Consider the following 26,728-nt stretch of genomic DNA (forward strand, 5'->3'; position numbering starts at 1 on the left):
TTCACCGACCGGTCGGGTAAAAGTCGAGCCAGCTTCTCTCCGAGAGCAACAGTCAGCTCATGAACAGCCGACGGTCCGCGCGCTCGTGGGTCATGCCCATGATTTCGGCCAGCGGACCGAACGAAGACAGCGCCGCCAGGTCAGCGTCAGCGTACTCCGCGCTGACGGCCTCGATGGTCGGAAAGAGCGCCGACAGTTGCTGCTGGATCGCTGTGTGTCCAAACGCACCCAGCCGCTGGGCGGCCCCGAGTAGCTCTGTGCTGAAGGTGTAGGCGTTGAGCAAACAGGCTTCCCGTTGGGTGAGTCCCGCTCGCTGGGTGACGACCCCGAGTGCAATCGGATACTGTCCCGGCGTCTCGCCCTCGGCGACCGACTCGGCGTACTCCAGCGCTGCAGTCGTCGACTCGTCACCAGCCAGCAGCCTCTCGTCGGTCTCCAGCAACAAATCCAGCAGTTGGGTCCCTGCTTTCGCCGAACTCTCGCGGAACTCCGCCGGCAGCGTGGCAGCCTGCAGTCGGCGGTCGACGTGCCGAAGTCGGTCGGCGTCGCCGGCGGCCGCCGCGGCGTGGGCGTTGCCCAGCGCGACCAAATCCGCCGGCCCAACGAGTCGTTCGAGATACGCTCCGACCAGTTCACCCAGTTCGTCGGCTGTCTCGATGCGACCGTCGTTGACGTACTGCTCGACACCATACGAAGACGTGTAGGTGCCTACCGGCAGGAACGAATCCGAGAGCCGCATCGCTATCAGCAGCGAGCGGTCACTCATTCGCCGTCACCCCCGCCCTCTGACTGTGCCTCGCGGTAGTCGACGGTTCCGTGCGAGTCGCTTCCGTTGTGGCTGTGGTCGTGGCTTCCATGGTGGTGGCCATCGCTACCGTGATGATGCCCGCCGCCGTCGTGGCTGCTACCAGTTTCGCCCTCGTCGAGCCACAGCGCCGGGTCGACCGCTTCGTACTCGATTGTGCTGCCCTGCGGGAGACTGTCAGCGAGTACGTCCTCAATGATGTGGCGGTCGGCCTCGGTCTGGATGTAAGCGCGGCCGCCCTCGACAGCCAAATCCCAATGCTGGTTGCCGACGCGGTGGCCGAGTGTGGCTGCGATTTCGACGCCTGTCTCGGTCGGTTCCGGAAGGTCGACGACCGCCGCTTCTCGGCGCTCGAATTCGACGATGACGGCTCGGTCCTCGTCGATTGCGAGTACGTCGCCCGCTGCAAGCGGTTCATCGAGCACGATGCCGAGGTCAGTACCGCTGTCGGTCTCGACACGAAGCCGCGAGCGCTTGCGGTTGTCGACCTCGATACGAACTCGTTCGAGTGTGCCCGCTCGCCCGTGCTCGGCGACGCGTTCGCCGAGGGCTGGGTCGGCGTGTCTGTTCCCAACGACGCCGTCGATTTGCTCCATCAGTACCACCTGTCTCGTGGGAGGTCGCTGTCGAGTGTCTCTCTCCTGAGTGGCGCCCACGCCGCCCGGATTGTCTGCTCCACGGTACTCGGGTCTTCGCCGAGGACGCGCACCGACAGCCCTGCCGCTTCTGGCAGCGTTGAGACGCCAGCGGCAGCCTCGTCGGCGATAGCCTCGTGGACGGCGTCGGCCAGTGCGTCAGCGTCGTGGCTTGGGGCGAACGCGTACAGCGTGCCGAGTGCGCCGAACTCGCCCATCGTCGCGGGGTCGGTTGGCCGGCCTGTCGTTGGCTGCAGGTCGACCGTATCGAGACAGAGTAACTCGCCGTCGCAGCGTGCCTCGACACGACTCCCGTAGTGGTCGAAATCGAACGGCTCGTGGTCGCTCAGTCCGTCTGGCGCGAGCACGTCTGTCAGAAGCACGACGCCCTCCGGGTCGACATCGACGGTGATGGTCTGGAGACAACGGGCGGACTCGTTGAGGATGGTCGCACCAGGCATATACTCCAGGTGGGCGTCGGCCTCGGCGCTCAGTGACGCCGAGAGGTGCGCGTAGTTGGCGTCCATGCTGTGAACTTTCGTCGCACTTTGGGTCGTAATGTGTCCGCGTGCGTGCTCGCGGGCGTGGACGTCCATCGAGTGGCGGTCACCCTGCGCGACGCCGCCGGTTGGTTCCTGTAGACACAGCGTCGTCAGCCCCGGCGCGGGGTCGGTGTCCAGCGTGCCAGTGAGGTGATACGGGACTCGCGCCAACTCTTCGAGGAGTCGTGTTTCGCCGCCGGATTCACGGGCCAGCGTCGCCTCGAAGCGGCCGTCTTTCCCGTGACCGAACGCAGGTGCTTGTGCCAGTTCCTGCTCACCGTAGGCGGCAAACGCTGGCGGGACCTGACTCATGGCGATTGGGCAGCGAAGAGCACGCTCTCCTCAATGTGTTCGGCGACTGCCGAGACACCCTCGCCGGCCTTGCAGTCAGTGAAGCAGGTGGGGTCCTCACCCCGCACTTCTCTGGCGTCGCGTTTCATCACATCGAGGTCGGCGTCGACGTGTGGCGCGAGGTCGGTCTTGTTGATGACGAGCAGGTCAGCCTGAGTCACGCCCGGGCCGCGCTTGCGCGGGATATCGTCACCTTCCGCGACGCTGATGACAAAGGCAAAGTAATCGGCCAGTTCGGGATTGAACGTCGCGGCGAGGTTGTCGCCGCCGCTTTCGAGTAACACCACGTCGAGTTCCGGGTGCGCCTCGGTCATCTCGTCGATTTCCGCGAGATTCATCGAGGGGTCCTCGCGGATGCCAGTGTGCGGGCAGGCTCCGGTTTCGACCCCGCGGACGAGGTCCGGGTCGAGCGTGCCGGCGAAGGACTCTCGGAGGTGGTCGGCGTCCTCCTGTGTCATAATGTCGTTGGCGATGACGCCAACCTCGTAGCCCGAATCGACGAGTTCGGGAACGAGTTTCCTGACGAGCGTGGTCTTACCCGACCCGACGGGGCCGCCCAGTCCGACGGTGGCGACGTTACTCATCGTCCACCTGTTCGGCCGAGTCGGCCCGAATCGGGTCGTGGATTGTCACGAGTTTCGTACCGTCGGGGAACGTTGGCTCGACCTGAACCATGTCTATCATCTCCGGGACGCCGTCCATCACGTCCTCGCGGCTCAGCAACGTCGTCGCTTCCTGTCGAATCTCCGCGACGGACATCCCCTCGCGTGCGCGCTCGCACGCCCAGTCGGAGATGTACGCCACCGTCTCGGGGTGGTTGAGCGCCACGCCGCGGTCTTTCCGGCGGCGGGCTAACTCTGCCGCCATGAAGACGGTCAACCGTTCGCGTTCTTTCGGTGTGAGGTTCATTCCCATTGTTAGAGCATGTATCGTTGTGCGAGCGACAGTTCCTCCGCCGGCTCGCAGGTGACGTGTTCGCCGTCGACTTCGACCTCGAAGGTCTGTGCGTCGATTTCGATATCGTCGGGGCAGTAGTCATTGTGCAGCATGTCGGCCTTGCGGACGTCGCGGGTGCCACGGACCGGCCGCACCTTCGAGTCGAGGCCATAAGCCTCGCCGACGTCGTTCTCGTAGGCACTCTCGCTGACGAAGGTCACCGAGAGTTCGTTCTTCGCAGCGCCCATCGACCCGGCACGCTCCCGTTGCATGACGGGTTCGCAGGTCATCAGCGAACCGTTAGCTTCGCCCATCTGGCTGTGGACCGGGAAGCCACTCTTGATGACGTACTTCGGCTTGACGCCGAAAAATTCCGGCTCCCAGAGCACAATATCGGCCATCTTGCCCGGTTCGAGCGAGCCGATATACCCGTCGATGCCCGCGACTTTCGCAGGGTTGAGTGTGTACTTGGCAACGTAGCGCTGAATCCGGTGGTTGTCGGCTTCTGTGTCTTTGTCTTCGGGCAACTGGCCGCGCTGCTGTTTCATCTTGTCTGCAGTCTGCCAGGTTCGACAGATGACCTCGGCCATCCGGCCCATTGCCTGCGAGTCGGAGGTCATCATACTGATTGCGCCCATGTCGTGGAGCACGTCCTCGGCGGCGATGGTTTCGGCTCGAATGCGGGACTCGGCGAATGCCACATCCTCGGGCACGTCGGGGTTGAGGTGGTGACACACCATCACCATATCGAGGTGTTCGTCGAATGTGTTCTCGGTGTAAGGCATCGAGGGGTTCGTCGAGGACGGCAGCATGTGCTCGTCGCCGATGAGTTCGAGCACGTCCGGCGCGTGACCACCACCAGCCCCCTCGATGTGGAAGGTGTGGATGGCTCGGCCGTCGATAGCGTCGAAGGTGTTCTCGACGAATCCGGACTCGTTGAGTGTATCTGTGTGAATGCAGACCTGAACGTCCTCGTCCTCCGCGACTGCGAGGCAGGTGTCGACAGCGTCGGGTGTCGACCCCCAGTCCTCGTGGAGTTTCAGCCCTGCTGCGCCCGCTTCGGTTTGTTCACGGAGTGGTTCGGGCTTGCTGCTGTTGCCCTTGCCGTAGAAGCCGACGTTCATCGGCCATTCGTCTGCTGCCTGCAGGAAGCGCTCGATATTCCGCGGGCCGGGTGTGCAGGTGGTTGCGCCGCCGCCGTAGCCGCCGCCGAACATCGTCGTCACCCCACTCGCCAGCGCGTGCTCGAACAGCTGTGGGCTGTTGAAGTGGACGTGAATGTCGAAGGCTCCGGGCGTGGCGATGAGTCCGTCTGCCGGGACGGCGTCGGTACTCGGGCCGATGACGAGGTTCTCGTCGACACCGTCCATCGTGTCGGGGTTGCCGGCCTTTCCGAGGCCAACGATTTCGCCGTTTCGGACGCCAAGGTCGCCTTTCTGGACGCCAAGCACCGGGTCGATGACGACGACGTTGCTGTAGACCCAGTCCAGCGCGCCGTCGGCCTGGGTTGTCGCCTGCATTCCCATGCCGTCACGCATCGTTTTCCCGCCGCCGAAGACGGCTTCGTCGCCGGCTGTTCCGTGGTCGGTCTCGATTTCGGCAAGCAGTGCGGTGTCGCCGAGTCGAAGTCGGTCGCCCGTTGTTGGGCCAAACAGGTCGGTGTACTCTCGCCGGGAGAGCTCTCGGCTCATTTCTCGGCTCCCCCAAAGCCCTGTTTGGCCGCTCGTTCGAGCGCACGCTCGCGGACGGCTTCGTCGTCGAGTTCGCCGTTGACCAGTCCCGCCATCCCGTGCATCACTCGGTCACCGCCGACCGCGACGAGGTCGACCTCTCTGTCCATCCCGGGTTCGAACCGTACAGCGGTGCCGGCCGGGATATCGAGGCGCATTCCGTAGGCGTCCTCGCGGTCGAACGAGAGTTGGGGGTTGACCTCGAAGAAGTGAAAGTGCGAGCCAACCTGAACCGGCCGGTCACCAGTGTTCTCGACGGTTACTGTTGTACTCTCGCGACCCTCGTTGATCGTAACTGGCTCCTCCGCCGGGAACAGTTCGCCGGGAACGTACTCAGTCATGGCGCTCACCTCTGTTAGCGGCCATTGTCACTCGGCTGTCTCGCTCGCGCCGGTTCCTGTCCACTCCCGAATCTGTTCTGTGCGTGCACCGAGCACCAGCCCCGAAACGAAGGTGAGGAACGCCGGCAGTGCAATCCACAGGAAATCTGGATGGTCGATACCGATGTGCAATGCTGTATCGAGCATACCCACTCTCCGTCGCCAAGATAGTATAGTACACTGTTGCGAGCAAGATTTGCTCGCCTGTCCGAACTTGTCGACAAATGGTCGAATATCTATGTATCTTCCACACTTTCCTAGGTAAATGTCCAATCTGACAGCGGTGTCCGTTTGTCGGCCATGCTGACTGTCCAACACACGATGCGAGCCTTCTATTGTTCGCCGGGTCGTTCGCTCAGGTATGACCGAAGACGGCGACTGCTGGACTGGGACTGGTGTGGCGAACTGCGAGCGCTGTCCCGCTCTCGTCGAATCCCGAAGTCGGATTGTCAACGGGGTTGGCCCGACGGACGCTGACCTGTTGTTCGTCGGCGAGGCACCGGGTGCAAACGAAGACGAACAGGGTGAACCGTTCGTCGGGCGCAGCGGTGACGTGCTTGACGAAGGACTCCGGACAGTCGGCCTCGCCCGGCAGGACGTTCGAATCACAAACTGTGTGCGCTGTCGCCCACCGGAGAACCGCGACCCGACGACCGACGAGCGAGCGAACTGTCGGGGCTATCTCGACCAGGAAATCAGAACTGTCGACCCCGAACTGGTCGTCACCCTCGGAAAAGTCCCGGCGGAACTCCTTCTCGACCGCTCAGTTGCAGTTACCAGCGAAGCCGGCGACATCGACGAACTCGTCGTCGACGGCGACTCGTGGCGTGTTCTGCTCTGTGTCCACCCGGCGGCGACGCTGTACGACCCGAGCCAGCAGGAGGCCTTCGAGGGAGCACTGGAGGCTGCGGTCGGCTACGCTGGCGACGGCGGGCAGTCGAAACTCGGCGAATTTTGACCCGGAAAGCGAACGCACTTACTGGGGGCTGGCTTACAGGGAGATATGAGTGGCCAACGACAGACTGCTGCGGACGTGGCCGTCGTCGACTACGGACTCGGGAACCTGCGAAGCGTGACGCGCGGACTCGAACGCGCGGGTGCGGCCGTCGATGTGACCGAGGACGCAGCGACTATTGCCGACGCTGACGGTATCGTTCTCCCGGGTGTTGGCGCGTTCAGTGAAGGAATGGACAACGCCGGCCCCTTCCGCGAGTTACTCGTTGAAGAGGCTGAAGCCGGAACCCCACTGTTTGGCATCTGTCTCGGGATGCAGATGTTGCTGACCAGCAGCGAAGAGGCCGACCACGAAGGCGAGGGTGAGGTCGAAGGACTGGACCTCATCCCGGGCCGGAACGTTCGCTTCCCTGAGACAGTGAAGGTGCCACAGATGGGCTGGAACAATCTCGATGTCCGTCGTGAGCACCCACTGGTCAGCGGTCCCGCAGCGGCCGACCCCGACAGCGAGACTGACCCTGACCGCAGTGTCGACGGCGAGTACGCCTACTTCGTCCACTCTTATTACGCAGAGCCAGAGGAGTCCGAGGCGGTCGTTGCGACGACTGACTACGGCCTCGATTTCCCGAGTATCGTCACGAACGAGGCTGGCAACGTCTTTGGCACACAGTTCCACCCCGAGAAATCCGGCGAAACCGGGCTGCAGATTCTTCGCAACTTCGTCGACTTCTGCGCCGAGCAGTAGCTACCGTCGCGTCCAGAACTGCAGTCGTGACTTTTTGTGCCGCTCTGCTTCTGCTTTCTCTCGTTCAGCCGGTCGTTCGTACGGTTCCGACCCCGTCGCCGCGGCCTCGACGCGTCGCAACTGGCTAGGGTTGGCAATCACGTACAGTTGGTCGCCAGCCACAATCTCGCGACTATCCTGCGGAAGTGTCTCTGTCGTTCCATCTGCGTCTTCGACTGCGAGCACCGTGAGGCCGAGCGCTCCAATCGTCTGTCCGGCAAGCGTTGCGTTCTCGGCAACGGTGAACGCACTCATCGTCTCGTCAGCACGGCGGAGCATACTCACGAACAGGCGGTCGACACGCTCGTCGACGGGCAGTGTCATCAGTCGGTATTGCGCCTCTGGGTCGAGCCCTTCGATCACATTCCGTCTCGCACTCACCGTCGCTGTCGTCCCGGCCGCTGCACGCAATTCCGCGGTCCCGACGCGTTTCTCGCCCTGCCAGATCTGTACCGTATCGCCCGGACTCGCGGTCAATGCCGGGTCGGCTGTGATAGCCGTCGCCGCCGCTTTCGGGGCGAGTGTTGGCCCAATTCCGGCTGCCCGGCCGCCGACCGCGAGATACGTGACGTCACCGTCGACTGTCAGTTCGACGTCGACCTGTGCGACGCCAGCCTCCTTCTGGAGTTTCGCTGTGAGTGCCGACCGGAGTTCCTCCAGTGTCAGCCCGCGCGAGAACGTGTACGTCTTGCCGGCAATCTCGTCTTTCTTTTCCACAGAAATAGGGTCGTACCCGTCGATATCGGCGATCTCTCCGGGAAGGTCGAGGACGATAAATCGTCCTGTCGCGCGCACGAGCGGGCTCACGCGCGCGGTCAGTGTATCCTGCAGTCGGCGTGACGCGCCGTAAGAGTCACCGAGTTGCCAGCCAGCCAGCGCTGTCACCGCACTCGCGACCAGCACCCCGAGATTCGTTGCGACGACTACCGGTTCGAGAATCTCTTCCCCCCCGCCCAGAAACTGGACGAGCGCGATTCGGCCGTTGAGATAGAGGGCAACTGAGCCGAGTCCGAGCAACAGCGCTGCCCCGTCGGGAAGTTGGTTGCCCGTCCGCCAGCGGAACAGAAACGCAGCAGCCGAAGCGACGCCGCCCGAGAGCAGGGCGAGGCCGACGAGGCGGTAGCCGACCTGCAACAGCGTAATCTCGGCTAGTGCGCCGGTCATGCTGTGGCCTCCCGAAACTCTGCAACTGCGTCTGGGGGTCCTGCTACCAGCAGTTCGTCGCCGGCGCTCACCGCTGTCGACCGTGGCGGCGCGACCAGTCGGCCGGCCTTCTGGCGCACTGCGAGCACTGCCACTCCGAACGTCTCCCTGACTGTCGCGTCCGCAAGCGTCACCCCGTCGATCGGTGTTCCGGGGGCGACCGTGACGAGATGGAACTGGTTGTCTCCGCGTTCGAGGATGTCGACCGCTTCGTACTCTCTACTCGTGCCACGGGAGTTGACCGTCAGTTTCGCAACGTCTTCGCGGATGACGCGGCGAGCCTCCTCCGGTGGAAGTGCAAGTGTTACCGACCCGTAGCCGCCGGACGTCGTCGGCGCCTGTGGAGGTCGTTCGACCTCAGCCTCCTCGCCGCCGTCGGTCTGTACGTCTGGGTCCTCAGGTGGAGGTGTCTCTGATTCGGGAGCGACTCCGTCAGTCTTCGCGCTGATGACCGGCCCGGATACAGTCCCCTCCGCCAGCGAGAGCGTGGCCTGGTCACCAATCGCCAGCCCCGTCGGTAGCAGTGTCCGTATCGATACCGCTCGCGTTCCGTCGGGGATCCGTCGAGAGAGTCCCGCAGTCTCTGGGGCGGCGGTGACCTCCGCCGTCCCCTCCGAGTCGATTGCGACCGTGACATCGGCCAGCGAGTAGGCTCCGGTGAGTTTCTCCGCGACCCGAGATTCCAGTTCCGTCACCGACAGCCCGACCGGAAACTTCCACGTCCGGGAGAGAATCGCCTGCCGGGTCTCCTCTGGCAGCGGCGGATACCCCGGAATATCGTCGACGACTGTGGGCGTAATCCTGATTTGGCCGTAGGAATCGACCCGGTCGAGAAACTCTGTTGAGAAGTTTGTCTCCCGAAACCGCGAGAGGGTGAGCCGACGTGGCACGCTCGCACCGAGTTTGTCTCCCTGCGCGTGCGCCCACAGCGACAGCATCAAGATAATGAGGATTGCGGCCACACCCGTGGTGCTCTGGGCGACGTTCTCGTCCAGCAGTCCGAGCAACCCACCCGAGATGCCGGCGAGGCCACCGGCGAGTACAACCACACCGAGTCCGGGGATACTCACCCCGGTGAGATATTTGAACCCGAAGCCGAGTCCAAACGAGACCAGCGCCGGAAAGATACCAGCGAGTAAGCCAAGATAGAGGCCGAGACTGACCTCGACGACAAGTTCCGAAACCATAGATGTCGGTGTTGCCCGCTTGACTTCAATTGTTCGGCCTGACCCGACCCATTTTGCCGTACCGTCTAGTCGCTAGGATATGGATACGTATAGAGAGTACGTCCTCGCGGGGTTGTTTGTCGCCCTCGCAATTTCAGCCGGGATTGTGCTCCGGGCCGTCCTGCAGACGGTGGTCTTTGCGATTACGGTGGCGTACGTCCTCTATCCGTTCAAACACTGGCTGACACGCCGGCGGTTCTCTGATCGTATCGCGAGCGCGCTCACGACATTACTCGTGTTCGTCGTCGTGGTGATTATTTTTGCGCCGCTTGTGGGGATGCTCTACCAGCGCCGCAGTCAGTTCATCGAGTTCCTCCAGGCTGCACCGGAGTCAATTTCGCTCTCGTTCGGGACGCTGTCTGGCTCCATTAGCACTGAGCCGATCATCTCCGGTGCCATCACAACGCTCCGAGACGTTGCTGTGGATCTTGCTGTTGCTGTGCCGGGGTTGACGCTCCAGCTTGGGTTGTTCGTGCTGTTGTTGTATGGGCTGTTGCTCAAGCCTGGGTCAATTCGGACCGCGGTCCTCAGTGCAGTGCCAGAGTCGTATCACGATATCCTCTTTCGCTTCCACGGTCGTACCCGACGGACGCTGTTTTCGCTGTACGTCCTCCAGGTTGCGACAGCATTCGGGACCTTCGTAATCGCCCTCGTGCTGTTCTGGGCGCTGGGCTACAGTGCTGTCCTCTCGCTGGGTGTCATCGCTGGGATTCTCCAGTTCATCCCGATTCTCGGGCCAAGCATACTAGTCGTCGCTCTCGCCGGGAATGACCTGGTCGTCGGTAATCCCACGCGTGCGGCGGCAATGTTAGTACTCGGACTCGTTCTCATTGCGTTTCTCCCCGACGCTGTCATCCGGACCAAACTCTCTGGCACAACCGGTGAAATCGCTCCGAGTCTCTACTTTATTGGCTTCGTTGGCGGGGTGCTTACCGTTGGTCCGATTGGTATCATCGTTGGGCCGCTCGTCGTCTCGCTGCTCACCGAGTCTGTCACCCTCCTTGCTGAGAATAACGGCGATTCTACTACAGCGTGACTGCCTGTACCTGTGCCTGTTGCTGGCTCGCGTCTTATGCGCCCCAACTGATTGTGTCGTTGTTACAGCCACTTTGACCCGACCATTGCTGGATTGTTCGGCATGTTCTTGGGACAGGCTGGCATCCGTCAGCTCGTTTCGGAATTCACTGTCGTTGCTAGCACAGTCGCTAAATTTGTCGACTGTCGCTCCGGTGTCTGTCGGTTTGTTCGTTTTACCCGGCCGATAGTTATCGAAATAGCAATTCATTGGTTGTCGTTGACTTGTCAACGTTGCGAACTATGTCAGACGGATGTCAGAACATTCGGGTTACAGAGTGCCAAAACGACAGATTAAGGAGTAGAGTGCCTGAAGTGCCGTTTAACGCGGTGTGGTACAACCTCTCTAACCTCTCCACTGAACACAAAGCATTTATAACCTCCACTAGAACGAAACCGTGTGCCCCTGCCCATGGTGACAGTAGTGAGTAAACCGGCTTCGGTTGCAGGTCAGCAGGTTGGTGATGACGAGTGCCGGTCGAAAGCTGCCGTCGCCGCGGTTAACACAACGAGATAACATATGACAGAAAACGATATACGACAAAAGACGCGAGCTGTCTTCCTGGCAGCCCTTATGGTGCTATCGGTATTCGCCATGAGTGCATCCTTTGCCGGGGCCGCAGCCGCGCAAAACGTTGACGATGACGTTGTCTCTGTCGAGGACTTTTCAATCGACAGTAGCGACGAAGACGACGTCCTAATGGAGAGTAGTGTAACTTATGAAACAGGTAATTTCGACGATAGCAACAATGTCGGTCCAGTGCTGGGCGTCCCGGCACAGACCGACCTCTACCAGAACAACAATAATGGTCCGACCTCCTTTGTGGACAACAACGGTAACTTCAAGCAGTTGAACACCGTCACCTACGAGGCAACGCTGACGGTGAGCGCGAACAACTCCGAGGAGGCCGTTGACGTTGTCCACGATATCAGTGACGCAACTGACCGTGGACTGGCCATTAACGAGGAAGAGTCCAGTTATCAGATCAGCCAACTCAGCACTGGCACTGTTAACTTCGACGAAAGCGGCAGCCTCGTCTCAGCTAACGAAGCTGGCGAGATTGTCGCAACGATTCCGGCAAATTCGAGTCGGACAAGCACTGTGACGTTTGATGTCGATCTGTCGCTCGCCTTCGAGGCTGACGACCCCGTTGCGGGCGTTGACTTCGATGGAATCGAACAGATCAGCATCAGTGCGTCCGGCAACGACGACGTCTCCGCGAGTGACAGTTTCCTCGCAATCGAAACTGGTGCAACCGGGTTCAGTGAAGCCGACGCGAGTCCGGGTGTGTTCGATGGTAAATCGAACCTCAACGCAGACATCAGCACGGCCACTGGGGATCAGGATAAGATTGCACAGTTCGTTGGTTCCACGATCAACGTCCAGACTACCTCTGGTTCCTTCGAGGTCTACGAGGCAGTGCTGAACGACAGCGATGTCTACAACACCGGAGACCGCGTGCTGAGCAAGGTTACTGGTGATCGAAACAACGGCACGATTGATACCTCTGAACTCGGAGCTGGCGAGTACTTCGTTGGCTTCGGAGAGCAAGACGACATCGCTGACGACAAGTTCATCTACCTCGATCTGCGCACCCTCGACCTCAGCGCAACTGCTGACGACGAGATAACCGCAGACGAGACGCTGGAAATCGACGTCTCGTCGAACCCAAGCCCAATTACGGCCGCCAATAACGTCCAGGTCTGGGTCGCCGAAGCTGGCGACAACCAGGTTGAGGACGTTATCTACGCCGACCGAACGGAACTACTCGATGTCACCGGCGAAACCACCTTCGAGATCGACCCGCAAGACGATCTCGACGGCACCGGTGAATACCGAGCAGTCGTGCTCCACGAAGACTCAGGTATCATCTCGACGACGGATACCTTCGAGGTCGTCGAACCGCTCGACGAGGAAGCCACGATTGTCTCACCGCGACAGACCGACGAGGCATACACTCGTGGTGACATCATGGAATTCGAGGTTGACCTCGAGGCAACTGACACGGCAACGATCACCTTCGGTGACCGCGCTGCCGGTCAGAACGTCGAAGTCAACGTCACTGTTCGTGCTGACGAAGTCGGCGGCACCGCCGAGTTCTACATGAACAGCTTCCAGATCGGTGACGGACCGGTCTTCAACGAAAGCGACGCAAATAACCCAGTGGTCCGAAATACCGACATTGGTATTGACGAGTGGGGTAACAAGCAGCACGGTGTCATCACGAAGGAAGGCACCTCGCTTGTCGAAGTTGAAGCCCACGAAAGTATCCGTATCGGCGGTGGCTCCAACGACAATGTCGAACGCAAGGTCGTTATTGCACCCGGTAGCTACGACCTGACGGCATCGCCGGGCGATACGGCGTACACCGAACAGGGCTCTATCTCCACGGACAACAGCATTGTCCGACTCGAAGAGCGAGATGACCCGACCCTCAAGGCCTGGGAAGCCCCAGCCGAGGGTGACGAGTCCGCTATCAGTGACGTCGAGTTCGTCGACGCAGCGGATGACAGTGTCTTCGACATCGAAGCTGCCCTCGAACAGGGCCTCATCACGCCACAGGATGGCGCAACTGCAGAAGAAGACATCCTGATCCTGCAGGTCCAGACGTCTGGTCTCGAGGGTCTCCTCGCGAACCAGTCGCAGGCAAACGGCAACCTTGACGACTTCCTCGACCGCAGCGAGGGTCACGCCGTCACAGAAGCCTTCTTCGACAGCGCCAATGTTGATCTGTTCACCAACCAGAGTCAGGCCCAGGTCGAAGAGATTGTCTCGGAAGTTCGCGCAGAACGCGAACAGGAGGACAACCTGCCAGCCGATCCGACCTTCGGCGCGCAGGCCCTCCTGGAACTCGATAGACAGAAAGTGCTCGCAGGCGCGAACGACCGCGAAAACGGTCGTCAGAACCTCGACGAGTACTTCCTGACCATCCCGGTCAACTCCGACAATATCGACGACCTCCGTGCAGACGATAGCACGATCCCTGAGCTTGTCGAAGATGTTGCCGGTGTTCCGAAGAAGGACGGTCTCGAAATGTTCCCGGTCCCAGTGCTGGATAACGGCAACTACGTTATCGACAACATCCAGCCGACCGCGGACGACGAAATTAAGACTGCTGACGAGCGACCTGTCGTGTTCAACACGACCTTCGAGCTCGGAAACGACGTTGGTGACACCAACGCATCTGCGTTCCCCGAGAACGGTCTCTTCGGTGAGCCTCTCACTGAAACCATCGAATGGGAACTCACTAACGATGTTGTCGAACTCGCAGATACTCAGCAGACTGCCGACGGGCCACGTATCTTCGTGCCCGCCCAGAACGACTACACGATTGAGGGTACCACCGAAATCGCTGCAGGAACGTCGATGACCTCACAGACGCAGACCGCGTCTGGCGAGGACCCGGCGTTCTTCTACCCGAACGAGTTCACAGTCCAATACGTTGAAGATGGTCCGAACACGATCAGCTTCAGCGAGGACTTCCTGAGCAACAGCGAAATCGGCGATAGCGAAACCTTCGCGGGCGCTGACTTCCGGATGACCATCCGGCGTGCACGCCTGCCTGGCAACCTGCTCGAAGGCGCTGACCGACGTGGTCTCCCAGGTTCGATTGCTGAGGTCACCGTAGTCAACGCTCACACGTTCAACGACCAGGACACCGCTGGCGCAACCGTCACTGTCGCTGAAGTCAACGTTAGCACGAGTGCGACCGTTGAAATCCGCGACGCTGACGGCAACGTCCTTGGCTCCACGAGCGTGTCCGAAGGTCTGAACGAAGACGTGCGGGTCGTCTTCGACGAAGACATTGAGGACAGCCAGGAGCTCACGTCCGTCATCGTCGACGATGATGGAACCGAGTTCCAGGAAGGACCAAGCAGCCAGACCGCACAGGTTACGGTCGCAGGTAACGAGCAGCTGTACCTCGTTGACAACCTGCAGCCGCTGACCGCTACTGCTGCACCTGGCGACACGCTCGACATCTCCGCAGACATCACCAACCGTGGTGGTGCTGGCGATGGTAGCGCACAGACCATCACCCTCACTGCGGGGCCTGTCGAGGCCACCCAGACCGTCACGGTCGCACCGGGCGAAACCCAGACGGTCACCTTCGAGGGCGTTGAAGTCCCAAGTGTCGACGAAGAGACAACGGTCACGCACACGATTGCCAGTGAGGACGACGACGCGTCGGGCTCGCTGACAATCTCACCGCAGGACCCGGCCTTCTTCGAGATTACTGACTTCAGTCCCGAATCGGCCACCGTGGCCCCAGGTGACGAAGTCGAAGCAACCGTCACCGTGGAGAACACCGGTGACGTCGAGGGAACCCAGACGGTGACCCTCGAAGCTGACAACGGTCTCGGTGAACTCGGCTCGCAGGAAGTCACCCTCGCCGGTGGCGAGTCTGCGACCGAGACGTTCACGTTCACCGTGCCTGAAGTCGACTCGACCACGGAGGTCACGCACACCATCTCCACCGACGATGACTCGGTGAGTGGCACGCTGACCGTCGAGGTCGAATCGGACGACACCACCGACGACAGTACGTCCGACGACAGTACTGACGACAGTGGTAGCGGAGACAGCGGCGGTAGCTCCGACGACGGCGGACCTGGCTTCGGCATTGCCGCAGCCCTGGTCGCCATCATCGGTGCTGCGCTGCTCGCCTTCCGTCGACAGCAGAACTAACGACCGACCGTAATTCGGTCGTCTTCGCGGTTCACTTCCTCTTTATTTTCACGCCGACCAGCGACAGCACCGCGATTGTCCGTCCGCCGTACAGCTAACAATAAGACATATACTCTCGATAGCCCAACTGCTGGGTAGATGCTTGGACAGCTCAATGAGGCACTCGTTGCGCTTGCGGTCTACGCCGGTCCGGTTGGGTGGGTCACGCTCGGGCTGTTCGCCGTTGCGGTCGTCCTCGAAGTGGTCGACCGCGAGTATGCCCGCACGGTGTACGTCGGTGCGTGGCTGCTATTCTCGGTGTTTGCCTTTCTGCTCATTCAGCCGTTTTTCATCCACGACGAGAGCGTAGTTCGGGGTGTCGGTGCCGTGCTCGCGGTCCCACTCTCGCTTCTCGCTGCAAAGATGTTCTACGAGGGCCGGGACTCACTCTTTACGTTGTCGCGTGCCGTCGCGATTATGGGGTTCATCTACGTCCCGTTTCTCGTCATTGAAGCCCTGCGGGAACCGCTGATTTTGCTTGTGACCAACCACACGGCCGCCGTCATTGACCTGTTGGGATACAATCCACCAGTGGTAACGGAACTGGCAGACCTGACTGCCGGGGACATTCCCGCGGGGTCGGACCCGGATACGACCCGTGAAATTGGTGGCAAACCGTACGCGTACGACAACACGTTCGTCTTCTTCAACGGTGATGGGACAATCACGTACACGATCCTGCTTGACTGTACCGGAATCGGCAGTATGGCTGTTGTTCTCGGACTCGTCAACGCCGTTGCCGCTGACTGGCGCCGAAAACTAAAGGCGAGCGCGCTCGCGATTGGAATCATCTACGCTGCGAACATCGTTCGCAACGTGTTCATCGCACTGTTTTACGGAAACCAGTACGCACACTTCGTTCCAGACCTGACGATGACTGTCTGGGGGTTAGAGAACTCACTTCGTGTCTCGTACATCTGGGCCGACCGCATCCTTGCACAGAGCGCGTCCGTCGTCGCGATGATACTCATCATCTGGCTGATGGTCAAAATTGTGCCCGAAGTGATGCAGCCAATCGAAGACATTCTCTATCTGTTGACCGGCGAGGAGTACGACCTTGCCGGTGCGCTGAACGTCGATACAGCGCCCGAAGCAGCGGACTAACGCCGCTCGAAGCCAGCTAACCCGGCGAGTGCGTCTTCTTCGATCGGGTGTAACTCACCGGGGAGAATCAGCATGTGCAGTGGGGTACCGAACGATTCGGTCGCAAGTTCTTCTAGCGGGCCGGCACGAACTGTCGGCTCATCGCTTCCGGCCTGTGCGACAACGACGCCAGTTTGGGCGTCGAGTTCGGGAGCGAGCATCTTCGCGGCAGTATCGCCGGTCAGGTACCGCTCGTTCTCGCCGTCAATATCGAGATAGACCAGCGTGTGCAGTCCGCGTTCGCGGTTGGCCTGAATCGTCTCGACGACACTATCTGGGACGCCGCCGTGGGTTTCCTCGAACGGTAGCGTCGTTGCTTTTCCGAAGCGGTAGTTCTGTAGGCCGGTGAGCGAACTCGCGGCCGTCTGTGCTGTCGTCCCGTGGATAACACGCGTTTCGATCCCACGGTCGAGAGCGCGCAACCGAAGGTCGACGTGTGTCGTCGATATCATCGTATCTCCGGCTGTGAGAAAGACAGCGTGTCGGTCTTCAGCAGCGTCGAGAATTGGTTCCGGATTCTGTTCGACGCCGGCCCGGTCTCGAACGGCGATATCGATTCCGTGTGTTGCTTCGAGTGTTTCGAGGTCTGTTCCGGCGAGATGGCTGGTGTACCACTCCGCAAATACTGTGTCGGCTGTCGAGAGCACGTCACGACCACGGACCGTGATCGAGCGCTCATCGTACAGTCCGAGGCCAACAAACGAGAGCATACCCGAGATTAGCCACCGTCCGGCATAACTGCTGGCACTCCGGGACTCGTTACGGCCACAGTCCACGGGCCTCGTGTGCCTCGGCGATACGCAAGAGCGCAACAATATACGCAGCGTCACGCCAGGTCACGTCGTGTGCGTCGTGGGCCTCGCAGACGTCTGTCCACGCATCGACCATCTCGGATTCGAGTTCGTCGTTGACGCGTTCGAGCGACCACGCCCGCCGGTTAATATCCTGCAACCACTCGAAATACGAGACAGTGACACCGCCGGCGTTGGCGAGAATATCTGGAATTACCGGTATGCCCCGGTCGGCGAGGATTTCACCGCCGGCGCTCGTTGTCGGGCCGTTTGCACCCTCGACTATCAGATCTGCAGACACGTCACTCGCGTTGTCCTCCGTCAGGACGTTACCGACCGCAGCAGGGACGAGGACGTCGACGTCGAGTTCGAGCAGTTCGTCGTTGGTGAGCACGTGCGGAACGTCCTGCTCTGTGACGGCCTCCGGCTGTTCGTTGTGGGTAGGGATATCGTGTGTCTCGAGCCCACTGGGGTCGTAGATTGCCCCGTTGACATCACTGACGGCCACTATCGTTGCTCCCCAGTCCTCGAGGAGTCGCGCAGCGTTGGCAGCGACACTCCCGAAACCCTGCATCGCGATGGTGGCCTCCGCCATCGGCTGGTCGTAGTACTCGAGCGCTTCCCGTGTGATAATCGCAACGCTCCTGCCGGGTGCTTCTTCGCGGCCTTTACTCCCGCCGATTACCGGTGGCTTGCCCGTAACGACACCGGGGATGGTCTCTCCTTCCTGCATCGAATACGCGTCCATCAACCACGCCATCGTCTGCTGGTCTGTGCCCATGTCGGGGGCCGGAATATCCTTCATCGGCCCGATAACCCCCCGAATTTCCTCGGTGAACCGACGTGTGAGTCGCTCTTTTTCATCACTGGAGAGTTCTTTTGGGTTAACCGCGATGCCGCCTTTGGCACCACCGAAGGGCAGGTCCATCACCGCACACTTCCAAGTCATCCACATACTCAGCCCGACACACTCGTCTCTGGTCACTTCCGGATGGAACCGAAGTCCGCCCTTGTGAGGCCCGCGGACGCTGTCGTGGTGGGCTCTGTACCCCGTGAACACCTCGACGGTTCCGTCGTCCCGCTCGATTGGGACAGTTACCTCTTGTACCTTTGTCGGGTGCTTGAGCCGCTCGATGACGTTGGGGTCGATGTCGACGTGCCCGACGGCGTGCTCTAGTTGCCGACGGGCGATTTCGACCGCCGTCTCTGGTTCATTGTCTGTCGTCTCTGTCGCGTCTTGTCGATTACTCGTGGTGGATTCCGATGACATAGGTAATACTGCGGTGTCTCCCCCCGTGAGTCGACACGCTTCCTAAGCCTATAGGTGTTTAAGGTATATAATTAGCGAAATTGGCCAGCGAGACTCGAGCCTGTGGCTGTCTCCAGCTCCGGGACAACGCCCGCACTCGCGGCTTCGACATCGATTTGCTATCGCGATATATGATTTATGAGTCGCTGGTCAATCGGTCGGGACACCAACCATTAGGGCCCTTCGAGACGTCACAGCGAGTATGTCGTTACGAAATCCGCCGATAGCGCACTCGGCGAAACAGACTGACTTCGGCGGCTGGGAGATGCCGGTGGAGTTCGACTCGATTCGGACGGAACACGCTGCCGTCCGGGACGCTGTCGGGAAATTCGACGTGTCACACATGGGAGAACTGACGGTTTCGGGTCCGGACGCGACCCGCCTGCTCCAGCGACTTACGACCAACGATGTCACAGACCTCGACCCAGGCGAAGGTCAGTACGCAGCTCTCACCAACGACGAGGGAGTCATGCTCGATGACACCGTTGTCTACCGACTCCCAGACTCCGAATCAGAGCAGTATCTGTTCATTCCCAATGCGGGCCACGACGAGGAAATCCACGACTGGGCACTCGAACACCGCCAGCAGTGGGGACTGGACGCGACAGTCACCAATCGAACCGAAGAATACGCGATGATTGCCGTCCAAGGGCCGGACGCTCCGGAGTTGCTGGGCGCTCAGACCGACCTTGACCTCTCGGAGTTGTCACGGTTCGAGATTGCGGCCGGGTCCGTCGCAGATGTCCAGTCACTCGTCGCGCGGACGGGCTACACGGGCGAACGCGGGTTCGAGTTGCTCTGTCCGTGGGACGCGGGCGAGACGGTGTGGTCAGCGCTCGATTGCCAGCCCTGCGGACTGGGAGCTCGGGATACCCTGCGCCTCGAAATGGGATTTCTGCTCTCAGGGCAGGACTTCGACCCCGAAGACAACCCGCGAAACCCCTACGAAGCCGGCATTGGCTTCACCGTCAAACTCGACACGGAATTTCTCGGTCGTGACGCGCTGGAAGGAGTCGATGTGGAAGGCCCCAACGAGAAGCTTGTCGGGTTGGTCATGCACGAGCGCGGGGTTCCGCGACACGGGTACACCGTCGAGACGGCCGACGGCGAGGCGATTGGGGCTGTCACCAGCGGCACGATGAGCCCAACACTCGACGAACCAATTGCGCTGGCGTATCTTCCCCGAGAATATGTCGGCACAAACCGCACCGTCCGGATCGTCGTTCGTGGCGAACCGAAGAAAGCACGTATCACGACAACACCATTCCTATCATGAGCTTCACGATTCCAGACGACTGCCGGTACCTCGACTCTCACGAGTGGGCACGCCGGCAAAACGGCACTGTTCGCGTTGGTATCTCCGACTTCGCACAGGACGAACTCGGCGACGTGGTCTTCGTCGAACTCCCTGCCGAGGGTGACGAACTGACGCAGGGCTCGGATTTCGGCGTTATCGAGTCCATCAAAGCGGTGTCAGACCTGTACGCGCCTGTCTCGGGCACCGTCCATGCGACGAACGAGGCACTGATCGACGAACCAGAACTGGTCAACGACGACCCGTTCGGCGAGGGCTGGATGCTTGAACTCGAACTCGACGACGAGAGCGAACTCGACGAACTGCTCTCTGCCGACGAGTACCGCGAACAGATAGAATAACGGCTGTCTTCTGTCGATTTCTGTGTGCTGGCCAGTGGTCGGTGTATTTGTCGATAAATCTTATAACGATATATAGAACCGTTTGTTACGGGCCTGGGCGTTCAGTAGGTCCGTGGACTACAAACCTCTCTGTACTGGCTGAGCGTCCAGCGCAAAAATCGCATACGTACGGGAGACGACTGCGAGAATTCAGAGGTTGGCGAATGCGTCGTCGACGAGCTCGCCAGTGTCCGCGATGATGTCTTCCATTGCGTCGTCGTCGACTGACATCCCGATCAATCGAGCAATACGCATGATTGAGACGTGGTACACGCGCTGCAGTCCGGGTTCTTCCTCCCAGATGACAACGTTACAGGCCATCAACGCGCCGAGTTCGTTGTCAGTTGCGTCCAGTGCTCGGTCGGCCACATCTGGGTTGCAGGCTCCGAGGACGTAGTACGGGTCCCTTCCTGCGTCGATTTTCTCGTTGAGCATATCCGACGGCGAAAATTCCACTGGGACACCAAACCCAGCGTCGGTGAACACCTCACGGACGTGCTCAATGGCTTCTTCGTGGTCCATGTCGAGTGTTGTCTGCTGTTCGCCGATGTCTTCGGGGCTAATTTGTGATGGGTCGATTGGGAGCATCAGTACCTAAAGTATTGCAGGCAGTACACAATACCTTTTCGAAAATCTCTTCTGATGTGGTTTGAGAATCTCCCGAAGATGGTATATCGTGTGCCGGGTACGCACAACCATCTGCGTGACACTCTCTGCTTCGTGTCGCTTCTTCAGATAAACCGCTCCGATTCCATCAGCACCACCGAGCACTACTTACTTTGTTTTCTCGCGCTTCTCGCTGGGTTCGCTGTCTCTCGTTAGCCACGCGTACGGCGAGCGGGCGGTGCGCCTGAGGAGTCGGCCGGACTCAGCGAGTGCTCTCCCAGTCCGGACAGTGAGTTCACTGCCCGACTCGAATGCAGCAGGAAGGCCGTGTCGGAGGAGGTGTCTCCCGGGGCTGTCGACTGCGCTCACTTCGTCGTGGTGCAGTTCGTAATGGTTGTGATACGAGCGGATGTGCATGTCGCCGTCTTCGTCCATCGACCGCCGGTAATCGACCCACTGGCCGTGAATGCTGCCGAGATGGACACGATAGCCAGCGGCAGTCGGTCGGGGGACACTCTCTTTCCAGACCGAGATGGGTTCGTCAGTTCCGAGTGCGTCGGCTTCGAGCGCGCGCCAAACGATCAGTTCCGTCCCGCAGTGTGGGCAGTCGCCGTCGTAGGCCACCGGTTCGCCGCAGTTGTGACAGGGTGCCTGATACTCCCATTCGTGGGACGTCTCGCACCTCTGGCAGACGGGCTGGAACAGCGCGAGTTCCTCGCCGCAATTAACGCAGGCCTCGGCCCGTGATTCTGTCATCAGTAGAACTAGTCGTTCTGGGAGTAAATCGCTGTCGTCGGAGTTCGATATCCTTTTATCTGCAACTCCGGTAGGACAGATAACTCGCTGGCAGTCACGGGCACCAGTGGGCACCTGTCATACAGGTCGGGATGTGAGCCTCACGGCTTGAACCACGCAACGCCCGTGGGTGAATACCCATGGCAAAAAGCTTCTACGCACATATCCGAGACGCCTGGAAGGACCCAGGCGACGGGAAACTGGCGGAACTGCAGTGGCAACGACAACAGGACTGGCGCGACCAGGGCGCAATCGAACGCATCGAGCACCCGACGCGACTCGACCGAGCACGCTCGCTTGGCTACAAGGCCAAACAGGGCATCACAGTCGTTCGTGTCAGCGTCCGCAAGGGCGGCGCTCGCAAACAGCGATTTACGGCCGGTCGACGCTCGAAACGACAGGGTGTGTCCCGCATCACCCGACGGAAGAACATCCAGCGCATCGCCGAGGAACGCGCCGCACGCAAACACCCGAACATGCGCGTGCTCAACTCCTACTGGGTCGGGGAAGACGGCAGCCAGAAGTGGCACGAAATCATCCTCGTCGACCCCGCGCACCCGGCAATCGAGAACGACGACGACCTCAACTGGATCTGTGACGACACCCACAAGGGCCGCGCACTGCGCGGACTCACCAGTGCCGGCAAGCAGAACCGGGGACTGGGCAAACGTGGCAAAGGCACAGAGAAGACGCGACCGTCGATCAACGCCGGCAACGGCCGCGGCAAGTAACGCTGCCCCTCTTTTGCGGTCTGATATGCGTGACACGTGTCGGGTTGGACTCGGCAGCGTCGGTCGTGAACACTTCATGCCTATCGACGAATACGCGAACCGAACCATCGTCGACAGGCGTGAGTTCGACTCCGTCGAGAACCTCCCCACAGTCGCTTTCGAGCGCGTCTCGCACTTCGACAGCCATCCCGAGTCCGCCGCAACCCTCGCAGCAGTCAATTTCGACGTTCATACTTCCTGTTAGACACAGAGAATGAAAACCGTCGGCGAGGCCGGCGAGTGACGGTGTCGCCGTGCCGACAGTCACTCACACTGTCTGTGTGTGCGGTCCGACGGTTTATACCTCTCTAAGTTTAACATTACGAATGGATAACAAACCCAACAACGCCCGAGCTCGCCCGACGAGACGGCGATTTCTCGCGACGACGGCGGCCCTCGGTGCAGTCGGCTTCGCAGGCTGCAACAGTAGCACCGACGACGACTCGACCGATGGTGAAACCGACTCTGACCCGCCGACACAGGACACAGACGAGTGGGTCGGCAGCGACTCGACGGACGTCGAGACAGACCACCCCTACACGTCGCCGCGGACGACCATCAACCTCGACGAGACTGGTGGCGCGGTGACACTCTCTACGCGGGCGTGTCGCCACCAGTTACTCGGTGACAACACAAGCGGCGGACCCTGGGAACTGCCGGAGGTGTGGGCCTGGGAGACGCCGGACACTGACCCGAGCGTTCCGGGGCCGCTGCTCCGGGTCACGGAGGGGACAGAGATGGAGATTACCTTCGACAACTCCGAACACAACCGCCCGCACACGTTCCACGTTCACGGCCTCGCCAAAGCCTGGGAGGACGACGGCGTCCCCTCGACGACCGGCGTCCAGGTGAACCCCGGCGAGGAGTACACCTACGAAATCACCGCAAACCAGCCGGGCACACACCTGTATCACTGCCACCTCCAGACACAGACTCACCTCGCGATGGGGATGTACGGGGTTCTCAGAGTCGACCCTGTCGACTACGAGCCACCAGATAAGGAGTTTTTCATGACGCTCAAGGAGTGGGACACCAGACTCTCGGCGTCACAGGCCGGCGGCGACGTCTCGTACAGCCACCGCGACCGTCACCCCGACGCGTACACCGTGAACGGGCGGTGCGCGCCGTACAGCTTTCACCTCGACGACGGCTACCCGATGGTCGTCGAGGAAGGTGACGAGGTGCGGATGCACTTCGTCAACGCCGGCTACCGCTCGCACACCATGCACACACACAACCACACGTTCACTGTCGTCGAGAAGGACAGCGGGACGATTCCCGAGTCGGCCCAGCATATCGAGGACATCGTCAACGTCGCCCCCGCAGAACGCAAAGTCATCGAGTTCCCCGCGGACGCAGACCCAGGAGTGTACGCGACCCACTGTCACCGGGTGGACCACGCGATGAACGGCGAGACCTACCCCGGCGGGATGCTCGCCGGAATGGCCTACGAGAGCGAGTTGGACTCCGAGCAGTTCCAGAAGCTACTGGACCAGTCGGGCTTCGAGGGGTCGCTCTGAGAGGCTCACTCGAGTTCGTCGAGTAGTGTCTCCGCCGCGGCCGCCGAGGAGGGCGGCCCACGGGCGGTAATCAGGTCACCGTCGACAGTGACACTCGTGTCGTCGTCGAGTCGACCGTCCCAGTTTGCACCGACTGCTCGGACTTCTTCCTCGACCCAGTAGGGAAGTTTTCGGCCGTCTGGCATTAGGTCGTTGTCGTCGACGATTCCCTGTTCCCACGCGTCGGGGAAGCCAGTCACGTCGCGACCGGCAGCGAGAATCTCTCCGTCAGAGTCTCGTGCCCACGCGAGAATCCCGACAGCGTGACAGACAACGAGCGCGATACCATCACTGCCTTCGACGGCAGTTCGGAGCGCTGTGCGGGCGTGTTTGTCCTGATTGATGTCCCAGCAGGTACCGTGGCCGCCGGGGAGGACAACAGCGTCGTACTCGCCCGCGTCGACAGCAGCAAGCGGTTCGGGATTGGCGAGTCGGTCGTCGGTGTCGTGGACTTCGGTGACGTGCTCGGCCATCTCCTCGCCAACCTCTTCGGGGTCAACAGAGCGGTCGTCAATGACCGGCTTGCCGCCGGTCGGTGTCGCGACTGTGATGTCGACGCCGGCGTCGGTGAGCCGTTCGAGTGGTGTGATACATTCTTCGCCCCAGTAGCCGTGTTCGCTGACGATAAATAGTGCTGTAGTCATTGCACACAGACATTGGGTCCTGAGGACCCTCCTCCTTCCGGTCGCCTCGCCACTTGCCGTCGTCGGCAATCGTTTCCCCGCGGACTCGTCGGTAACCGTGGCTGGTAAGCCGCTCCGAGCGTAATAGCCAGCCAGTGAGTACAACTGACGAGGAGACGCCGTTCGACGCATATCGTGAGCGAGTCGACCGGCCACTGGCACGACTCTTTCAAACGTATGGCCGCGACCGGATGGGCTGGTTTGCGATCGGAATGGTTGCGAACTTTCTTGCCCGCGCCGGGGCGCTATTACCCCCGCTGTTGCTCGGCATCGCCATCGATTCGATTTTCGTCGGCGAACAGGCCTTCTCGATTCCGCTGGTCCCCGACGCGTGGCTCCCGACGACGACAGTCGCGCAGTTCTGGTTCGTCGTCGCCGTCGTTGCCGGTTCCTTTCTCGCCACAGCGGTGTTCACCTGGATTTATGGTGTGACGGCAAACCTGTTCGCCCACGGTGTGATGCACACCGTCCGTGTCGACTGTTTCCAGAAGATGCAGGACCTGGATATGGCGTTTTTCGACGACAAGCAGACCGGCGAGGTGATGGCGGTTCTCAACAACGACACCCAGAATCTCGAACGATTCCTCGACGACGCGCTGATGAACTCGATGCGACTGCTCGTGATGACCGGCGGGATTGCCGCGATTCTGTTCTATCTCAACCGGCAGTTAGCCGTCGTCACGCTCGTTGCCGTGCCGGCGATGGGGCTGTTCACGCTGTGGTTCATGCGCGCGGCCGAACCGCGCTACGTCTCCCAGCGCTCGGCGGTGGGCAACCTCAACACGCGACTGGAGAACAGCATCGCTGGCATCGACCTGACGAAAGCCACGGCGAGCGAACGGTTCGAGATTGGCCGCGTCCGCGACGCCTCGAAACGGCTGTTTGACGACACGATGGCGGTCCTCAAACTGAGCTACTTCTACCGGCCTGGGATGGAACTGCTCGCCGGGTTGTCCTTCGTCTCGACGTTCCTGGTCGGCGGGCTCTGGCTGACGACCGGAACCGCCCCTGGCCCGCTGACGGGCGACCTCTCTGTCGGCGACTTTGTCGTCTTCCTGTTCATGACCCAGCGCATCGTCGATCCGCTGGCAGAGGTGTCGAATATCGTCGACCAGTACGAGAATGCCAAGGCCTCCAGCGAGCGCGTGTTTGGACTCATGGATATCTCGGCGGGCATCAACGACCCTGCGGACCCGGTCGACATCGACGCTGTCGAGGGCCGCGTCAGCTTCGAGGATGTTTCGTTCTCCTACAGTTCGGAGTTGACCGACGGCGAGGACGAAGAAGTGCTGCAGAACTTCAGTTTCGAGGCCAAACCGGGCGAGATGGTCGCACTGGTCGGACCAACCGGGGCTGGCAAGTCGACGGCGCTGAAACTCGCGATGCGACTGTACGATGTCGACGACGGTAACGTCCGGGTCGACGGCACCGACGTTCGTGATATGCGAGTCAGCGACCTGCGTTCGGCCATCGGCTACGTCGGTCAGGATACCTTCCTGTTCGATGGGACGATTGCGGATAACATCCGCTACGGCAGTTTCGACGAAAGCGACGAAGCAGTCCGGGAGGCTGCCAAGGCCGCACAGGCTCACGAGTTCATCACCGGGTTGCCCGACGGCTACGAGACTCGCGTCGGCGAGCGCGGCGTGAAACTCTCGGGCGGGCAGCGCCAGCGCATCGCCATCGCCCGGGTGGTCCTCGCGGACCCGCCGATTCTGATTCTGGACGAGGCAACCAGTGCTGTGGACACCGAGACTGAACTCGCGATCCAGGAATCTATCGAGGACCTGGCCGCAGACCGGACGACGCTCGCTATCGCACACCGACTCTCGACGATCACCGAGGCCGACGAGATTCTGGTCGTCGAGGACGGCCAGATTGTCGAACGGGGCGACCACGATACGCTGCTCGCGCAGGATGGTCGCTACGCTGCGCTGTGGTCAGTGCAGGCCGGCGTGGTCGACTTCGAGCGCCGCGCCGAGGTACTGCCCGAGGACTGACGGAAGACTTACCCGACCGCTGGCGCTACTC

26 protein-coding genes are annotated in these 26,728 nt (G+C 60.8%); 10 read left to right on the forward strand and 16 right to left on the reverse strand.

Going from position 1 to position 26,728, the window contains the following annotated elements; all coding sequences use genetic code 11:
• Window positions 1–52: 52 nt before the first annotated feature.
• The 8 genes from ACMGFM_RS12225 to ACMGFM_RS12260 are packed head-to-tail and all read right to left on the reverse strand — an operon-like array spanning window position 53 to window position 5,526.
• Window positions 53–766 (reverse strand): urease accessory protein UreF, encoded by a 714-nt coding sequence (locus ACMGFM_RS12225; RefSeq protein ID WP_436902914.1) that lies wholly within the window; start codon window positions 764–766, stop codon window positions 53–55.
• Complete coding sequence (gene ureE, locus ACMGFM_RS12230; protein ID WP_436902915.1) at window positions 763–1,401, reverse strand: urease accessory protein UreE; 639 nt, start codon at window positions 1,399–1,401, stop codon at window positions 763–765. The genes ACMGFM_RS12225 and ureE overlap by 4 nt, the downstream gene beginning before the upstream one ends.
• Window positions 1,401–2,294 (reverse strand): urease accessory protein UreD, encoded by an 894-nt coding sequence (locus tag ACMGFM_RS12235; protein ID WP_436902916.1) that lies wholly within the window; start codon window positions 2,292–2,294, stop codon window positions 1,401–1,403. The genes ureE and ACMGFM_RS12235 overlap by 1 nt, the downstream gene beginning before the upstream one ends.
• Window positions 2,291–2,917 (reverse strand): urease accessory protein UreG, encoded by a 627-nt coding sequence (gene ureG / locus ACMGFM_RS12240; RefSeq protein WP_436902917.1) that lies wholly within the window; start codon window positions 2,915–2,917, stop codon window positions 2,291–2,293. The genes ACMGFM_RS12235 and ureG overlap by 4 nt, the downstream gene beginning before the upstream one ends.
• Window positions 2,910–3,248 carry an urease subunit gamma gene (locus tag ACMGFM_RS12245; RefSeq protein WP_436902918.1) on the reverse strand — a complete coding sequence of 113 codons (339 nt, stop codon included), beginning with the start codon at window positions 3,246–3,248 and terminating at the stop codon, window positions 2,910–2,912. Before ACMGFM_RS12245 ends, ureG begins: the two co-directional genes overlap by 8 nt.
• Window positions 3,249–3,250: 2 nt before the next feature.
• Window positions 3,251–4,960, reverse strand: coding sequence for an urease subunit alpha (gene ureC, locus ACMGFM_RS12250; RefSeq protein ID WP_436902919.1), 1,710 nt, complete (start codon window positions 4,958–4,960; stop codon window positions 3,251–3,253).
• A complete protein-coding gene (locus tag ACMGFM_RS12255; RefSeq protein ID WP_436902920.1) occupies window positions 4,957–5,340 on the reverse strand; it encodes an urease subunit beta in 384 nt (127 codons plus the stop codon). Before ACMGFM_RS12255 ends, ureC begins: the two co-directional genes overlap by 4 nt.
• Before the next feature lie 27 nt (window positions 5,341–5,367).
• Complete coding sequence (locus ACMGFM_RS12260) at window positions 5,368–5,526, reverse strand: hypothetical protein (protein ID WP_436902921.1); 159 nt, start codon at window positions 5,524–5,526, stop codon at window positions 5,368–5,370.
• Between the two features lie 214 nt (window positions 5,527–5,740).
• On the opposite strand from ACMGFM_RS12260, the gene ACMGFM_RS12265 reads away from it, so the two are divergent.
• Entirely contained in the window at window positions 5,741–6,337 is a 597-nt protein-coding gene (locus ACMGFM_RS12265; protein ID WP_436902922.1) for a uracil-DNA glycosylase, read from the forward strand.
• Window positions 6,338–6,382: 45 nt separating this feature from the next.
• Window positions 6,383–7,078: an imidazole glycerol phosphate synthase subunit HisH gene (gene hisH, locus ACMGFM_RS12270; protein WP_436902923.1), complete on the forward strand. Its 696-nt coding sequence runs from the start codon at window positions 6,383–6,385 to the stop codon at window positions 7,076–7,078.
• On the opposite strand, the gene ACMGFM_RS12275 is transcribed toward hisH, so the two are convergent.
• Both ACMGFM_RS12275 and ACMGFM_RS12280 read right to left on the reverse strand, forming a co-directional pair.
• Window positions 7,079–8,281 carry a TrkA C-terminal domain-containing protein gene (locus ACMGFM_RS12275; protein ID WP_436902925.1) on the reverse strand — a complete coding sequence of 401 codons (1,203 nt, stop codon included), beginning with the start codon at window positions 8,279–8,281 and terminating at the stop codon, window positions 7,079–7,081.
• Complete coding sequence (locus tag ACMGFM_RS12280) at window positions 8,278–9,507, reverse strand: potassium channel family protein (protein ID WP_436902926.1); 1,230 nt, start codon at window positions 9,505–9,507, stop codon at window positions 8,278–8,280. The genes ACMGFM_RS12275 and ACMGFM_RS12280 overlap by 4 nt, the downstream gene beginning before the upstream one ends.
• A gap of 79 nt (window positions 9,508–9,586) precedes the next feature.
• Here ACMGFM_RS12280 and ACMGFM_RS12285 point away from each other — a divergent pair, with 79 nt between their 5' ends.
• From ACMGFM_RS12285 to artA, 3 genes are all read left to right on the forward strand, one after another.
• Complete coding sequence (locus ACMGFM_RS12285) at window positions 9,587–10,582, forward strand: AI-2E family transporter (RefSeq protein WP_436902927.1); 996 nt, start codon at window positions 9,587–9,589, stop codon at window positions 10,580–10,582.
• Between the two features lie 558 nt (window positions 10,583–11,140).
• Window positions 11,141–15,307: a surface glycoprotein gene (locus ACMGFM_RS12290; RefSeq protein WP_436902928.1), complete on the forward strand. Its 4,167-nt coding sequence runs from the start codon at window positions 11,141–11,143 to the stop codon at window positions 15,305–15,307.
• A gap of 138 nt (window positions 15,308–15,445) precedes the next feature.
• Window positions 15,446–16,450 (forward strand): archaeosortase A, encoded by a 1,005-nt coding sequence (artA, locus tag ACMGFM_RS12295; RefSeq protein ID WP_436902929.1) that lies wholly within the window; start codon window positions 15,446–15,448, stop codon window positions 16,448–16,450.
• Here the strand turns inward: artA and dph5 are convergent.
• Complete coding sequence (dph5, locus tag ACMGFM_RS12300; protein WP_436902931.1) at window positions 16,447–17,199, reverse strand: diphthine synthase; 753 nt, start codon at window positions 17,197–17,199, stop codon at window positions 16,447–16,449. The two genes, artA and dph5, sit on opposite strands and share 4 nt — an antisense overlap.
• Before the next feature lie 49 nt (window positions 17,200–17,248).
• Complete coding sequence (gene gdhB / locus ACMGFM_RS12305) at window positions 17,249–18,550, reverse strand: glutamate dehydrogenase GdhB (RefSeq protein WP_436902932.1); 1,302 nt, start codon at window positions 18,548–18,550, stop codon at window positions 17,249–17,251.
• A 241-nt stretch (window positions 18,551–18,791) separates the two neighbouring features.
• Here gdhB and gcvT point away from each other — a divergent pair, with 241 nt between their 5' ends.
• Window positions 18,792–19,865 carry a glycine cleavage system aminomethyltransferase GcvT gene (gene gcvT, locus ACMGFM_RS12310; protein ID WP_436902933.1) on the forward strand — a complete coding sequence of 358 codons (1,074 nt, stop codon included), beginning with the start codon at window positions 18,792–18,794 and terminating at the stop codon, window positions 19,863–19,865.
• Window positions 19,862–20,245 (forward strand): glycine cleavage system protein GcvH, encoded by a 384-nt coding sequence (gene gcvH, locus ACMGFM_RS12315; RefSeq protein ID WP_436902934.1) that lies wholly within the window; start codon window positions 19,862–19,864, stop codon window positions 20,243–20,245. Before gcvT ends, gcvH begins: the two co-directional genes overlap by 4 nt.
• A 189-nt stretch (window positions 20,246–20,434) precedes the next feature.
• On the opposite strand, the gene ACMGFM_RS12320 is transcribed toward gcvH, so the two are convergent.
• Window positions 20,435–20,875 carry a DUF302 domain-containing protein gene (locus ACMGFM_RS12320; protein WP_436903060.1) on the reverse strand — a complete coding sequence of 147 codons (441 nt, stop codon included), beginning with the start codon at window positions 20,873–20,875 and terminating at the stop codon, window positions 20,435–20,437.
• 183 nt (window positions 20,876–21,058) lie between these two features.
• The gene (locus ACMGFM_RS12325) at window positions 21,059–21,646 is read right to left on the reverse strand and encodes a hypothetical protein (RefSeq protein ID WP_436902935.1); all 588 of its coding nucleotides are present in this window, start codon (window positions 21,644–21,646) and stop codon (window positions 21,059–21,061) included.
• A gap of 179 nt (window positions 21,647–21,825) precedes the next feature.
• Between ACMGFM_RS12325 and ACMGFM_RS12330 the strand changes: the two genes are divergently transcribed.
• Entirely contained in the window at window positions 21,826–22,416 is a 591-nt protein-coding gene (locus ACMGFM_RS12330; protein WP_436902936.1) for a 50S ribosomal protein L15e, read from the forward strand.
• Here the strand turns inward: ACMGFM_RS12330 and ACMGFM_RS12335 are convergent.
• Complete coding sequence (locus ACMGFM_RS12335; RefSeq protein WP_436902937.1) at window positions 22,388–22,648, reverse strand: Rdx family protein; 261 nt, start codon at window positions 22,646–22,648, stop codon at window positions 22,388–22,390. The genes ACMGFM_RS12330 and ACMGFM_RS12335 overlap by 29 nt on opposite strands.
• Window positions 22,649–22,781: 133 nt before the next feature.
• On the opposite strand from ACMGFM_RS12335, the gene ACMGFM_RS12340 reads away from it, so the two are divergent.
• The gene (locus ACMGFM_RS12340; RefSeq protein ID WP_436902938.1) at window positions 22,782–23,975 is read left to right on the forward strand and encodes a multicopper oxidase domain-containing protein; all 1,194 of its coding nucleotides are present in this window, start codon (window positions 22,782–22,784) and stop codon (window positions 23,973–23,975) included.
• 5 nt (window positions 23,976–23,980) lie between these two features.
• Here ACMGFM_RS12340 and ACMGFM_RS12345 read toward each other — a convergent pair whose 3' ends face one another.
• Window positions 23,981–24,658, reverse strand: a complete 678-nt coding sequence (locus tag ACMGFM_RS12345; RefSeq protein ID WP_436902939.1) for a type 1 glutamine amidotransferase domain-containing protein — start codon at window positions 24,656–24,658, stop codon at window positions 23,981–23,983.
• Window positions 24,659–24,792: 134 nt separating this feature from the next.
• Between ACMGFM_RS12345 and ACMGFM_RS12350 the strand changes: the two genes are divergently transcribed.
• Complete coding sequence (locus tag ACMGFM_RS12350) at window positions 24,793–26,697, forward strand: ABC transporter ATP-binding protein (RefSeq protein ID WP_436902940.1); 1,905 nt, start codon at window positions 24,793–24,795, stop codon at window positions 26,695–26,697.
• Window positions 26,698–26,728 lie beyond the last annotated feature (31 nt).

The sequence above is a fragment of the Halovenus halobia genome, from assembly GCF_051414135.1.
Classification (GTDB): Archaea; Halobacteriota; Halobacteria; order Halobacteriales; family Haloarculaceae; genus Halovenus; species Halovenus halobia.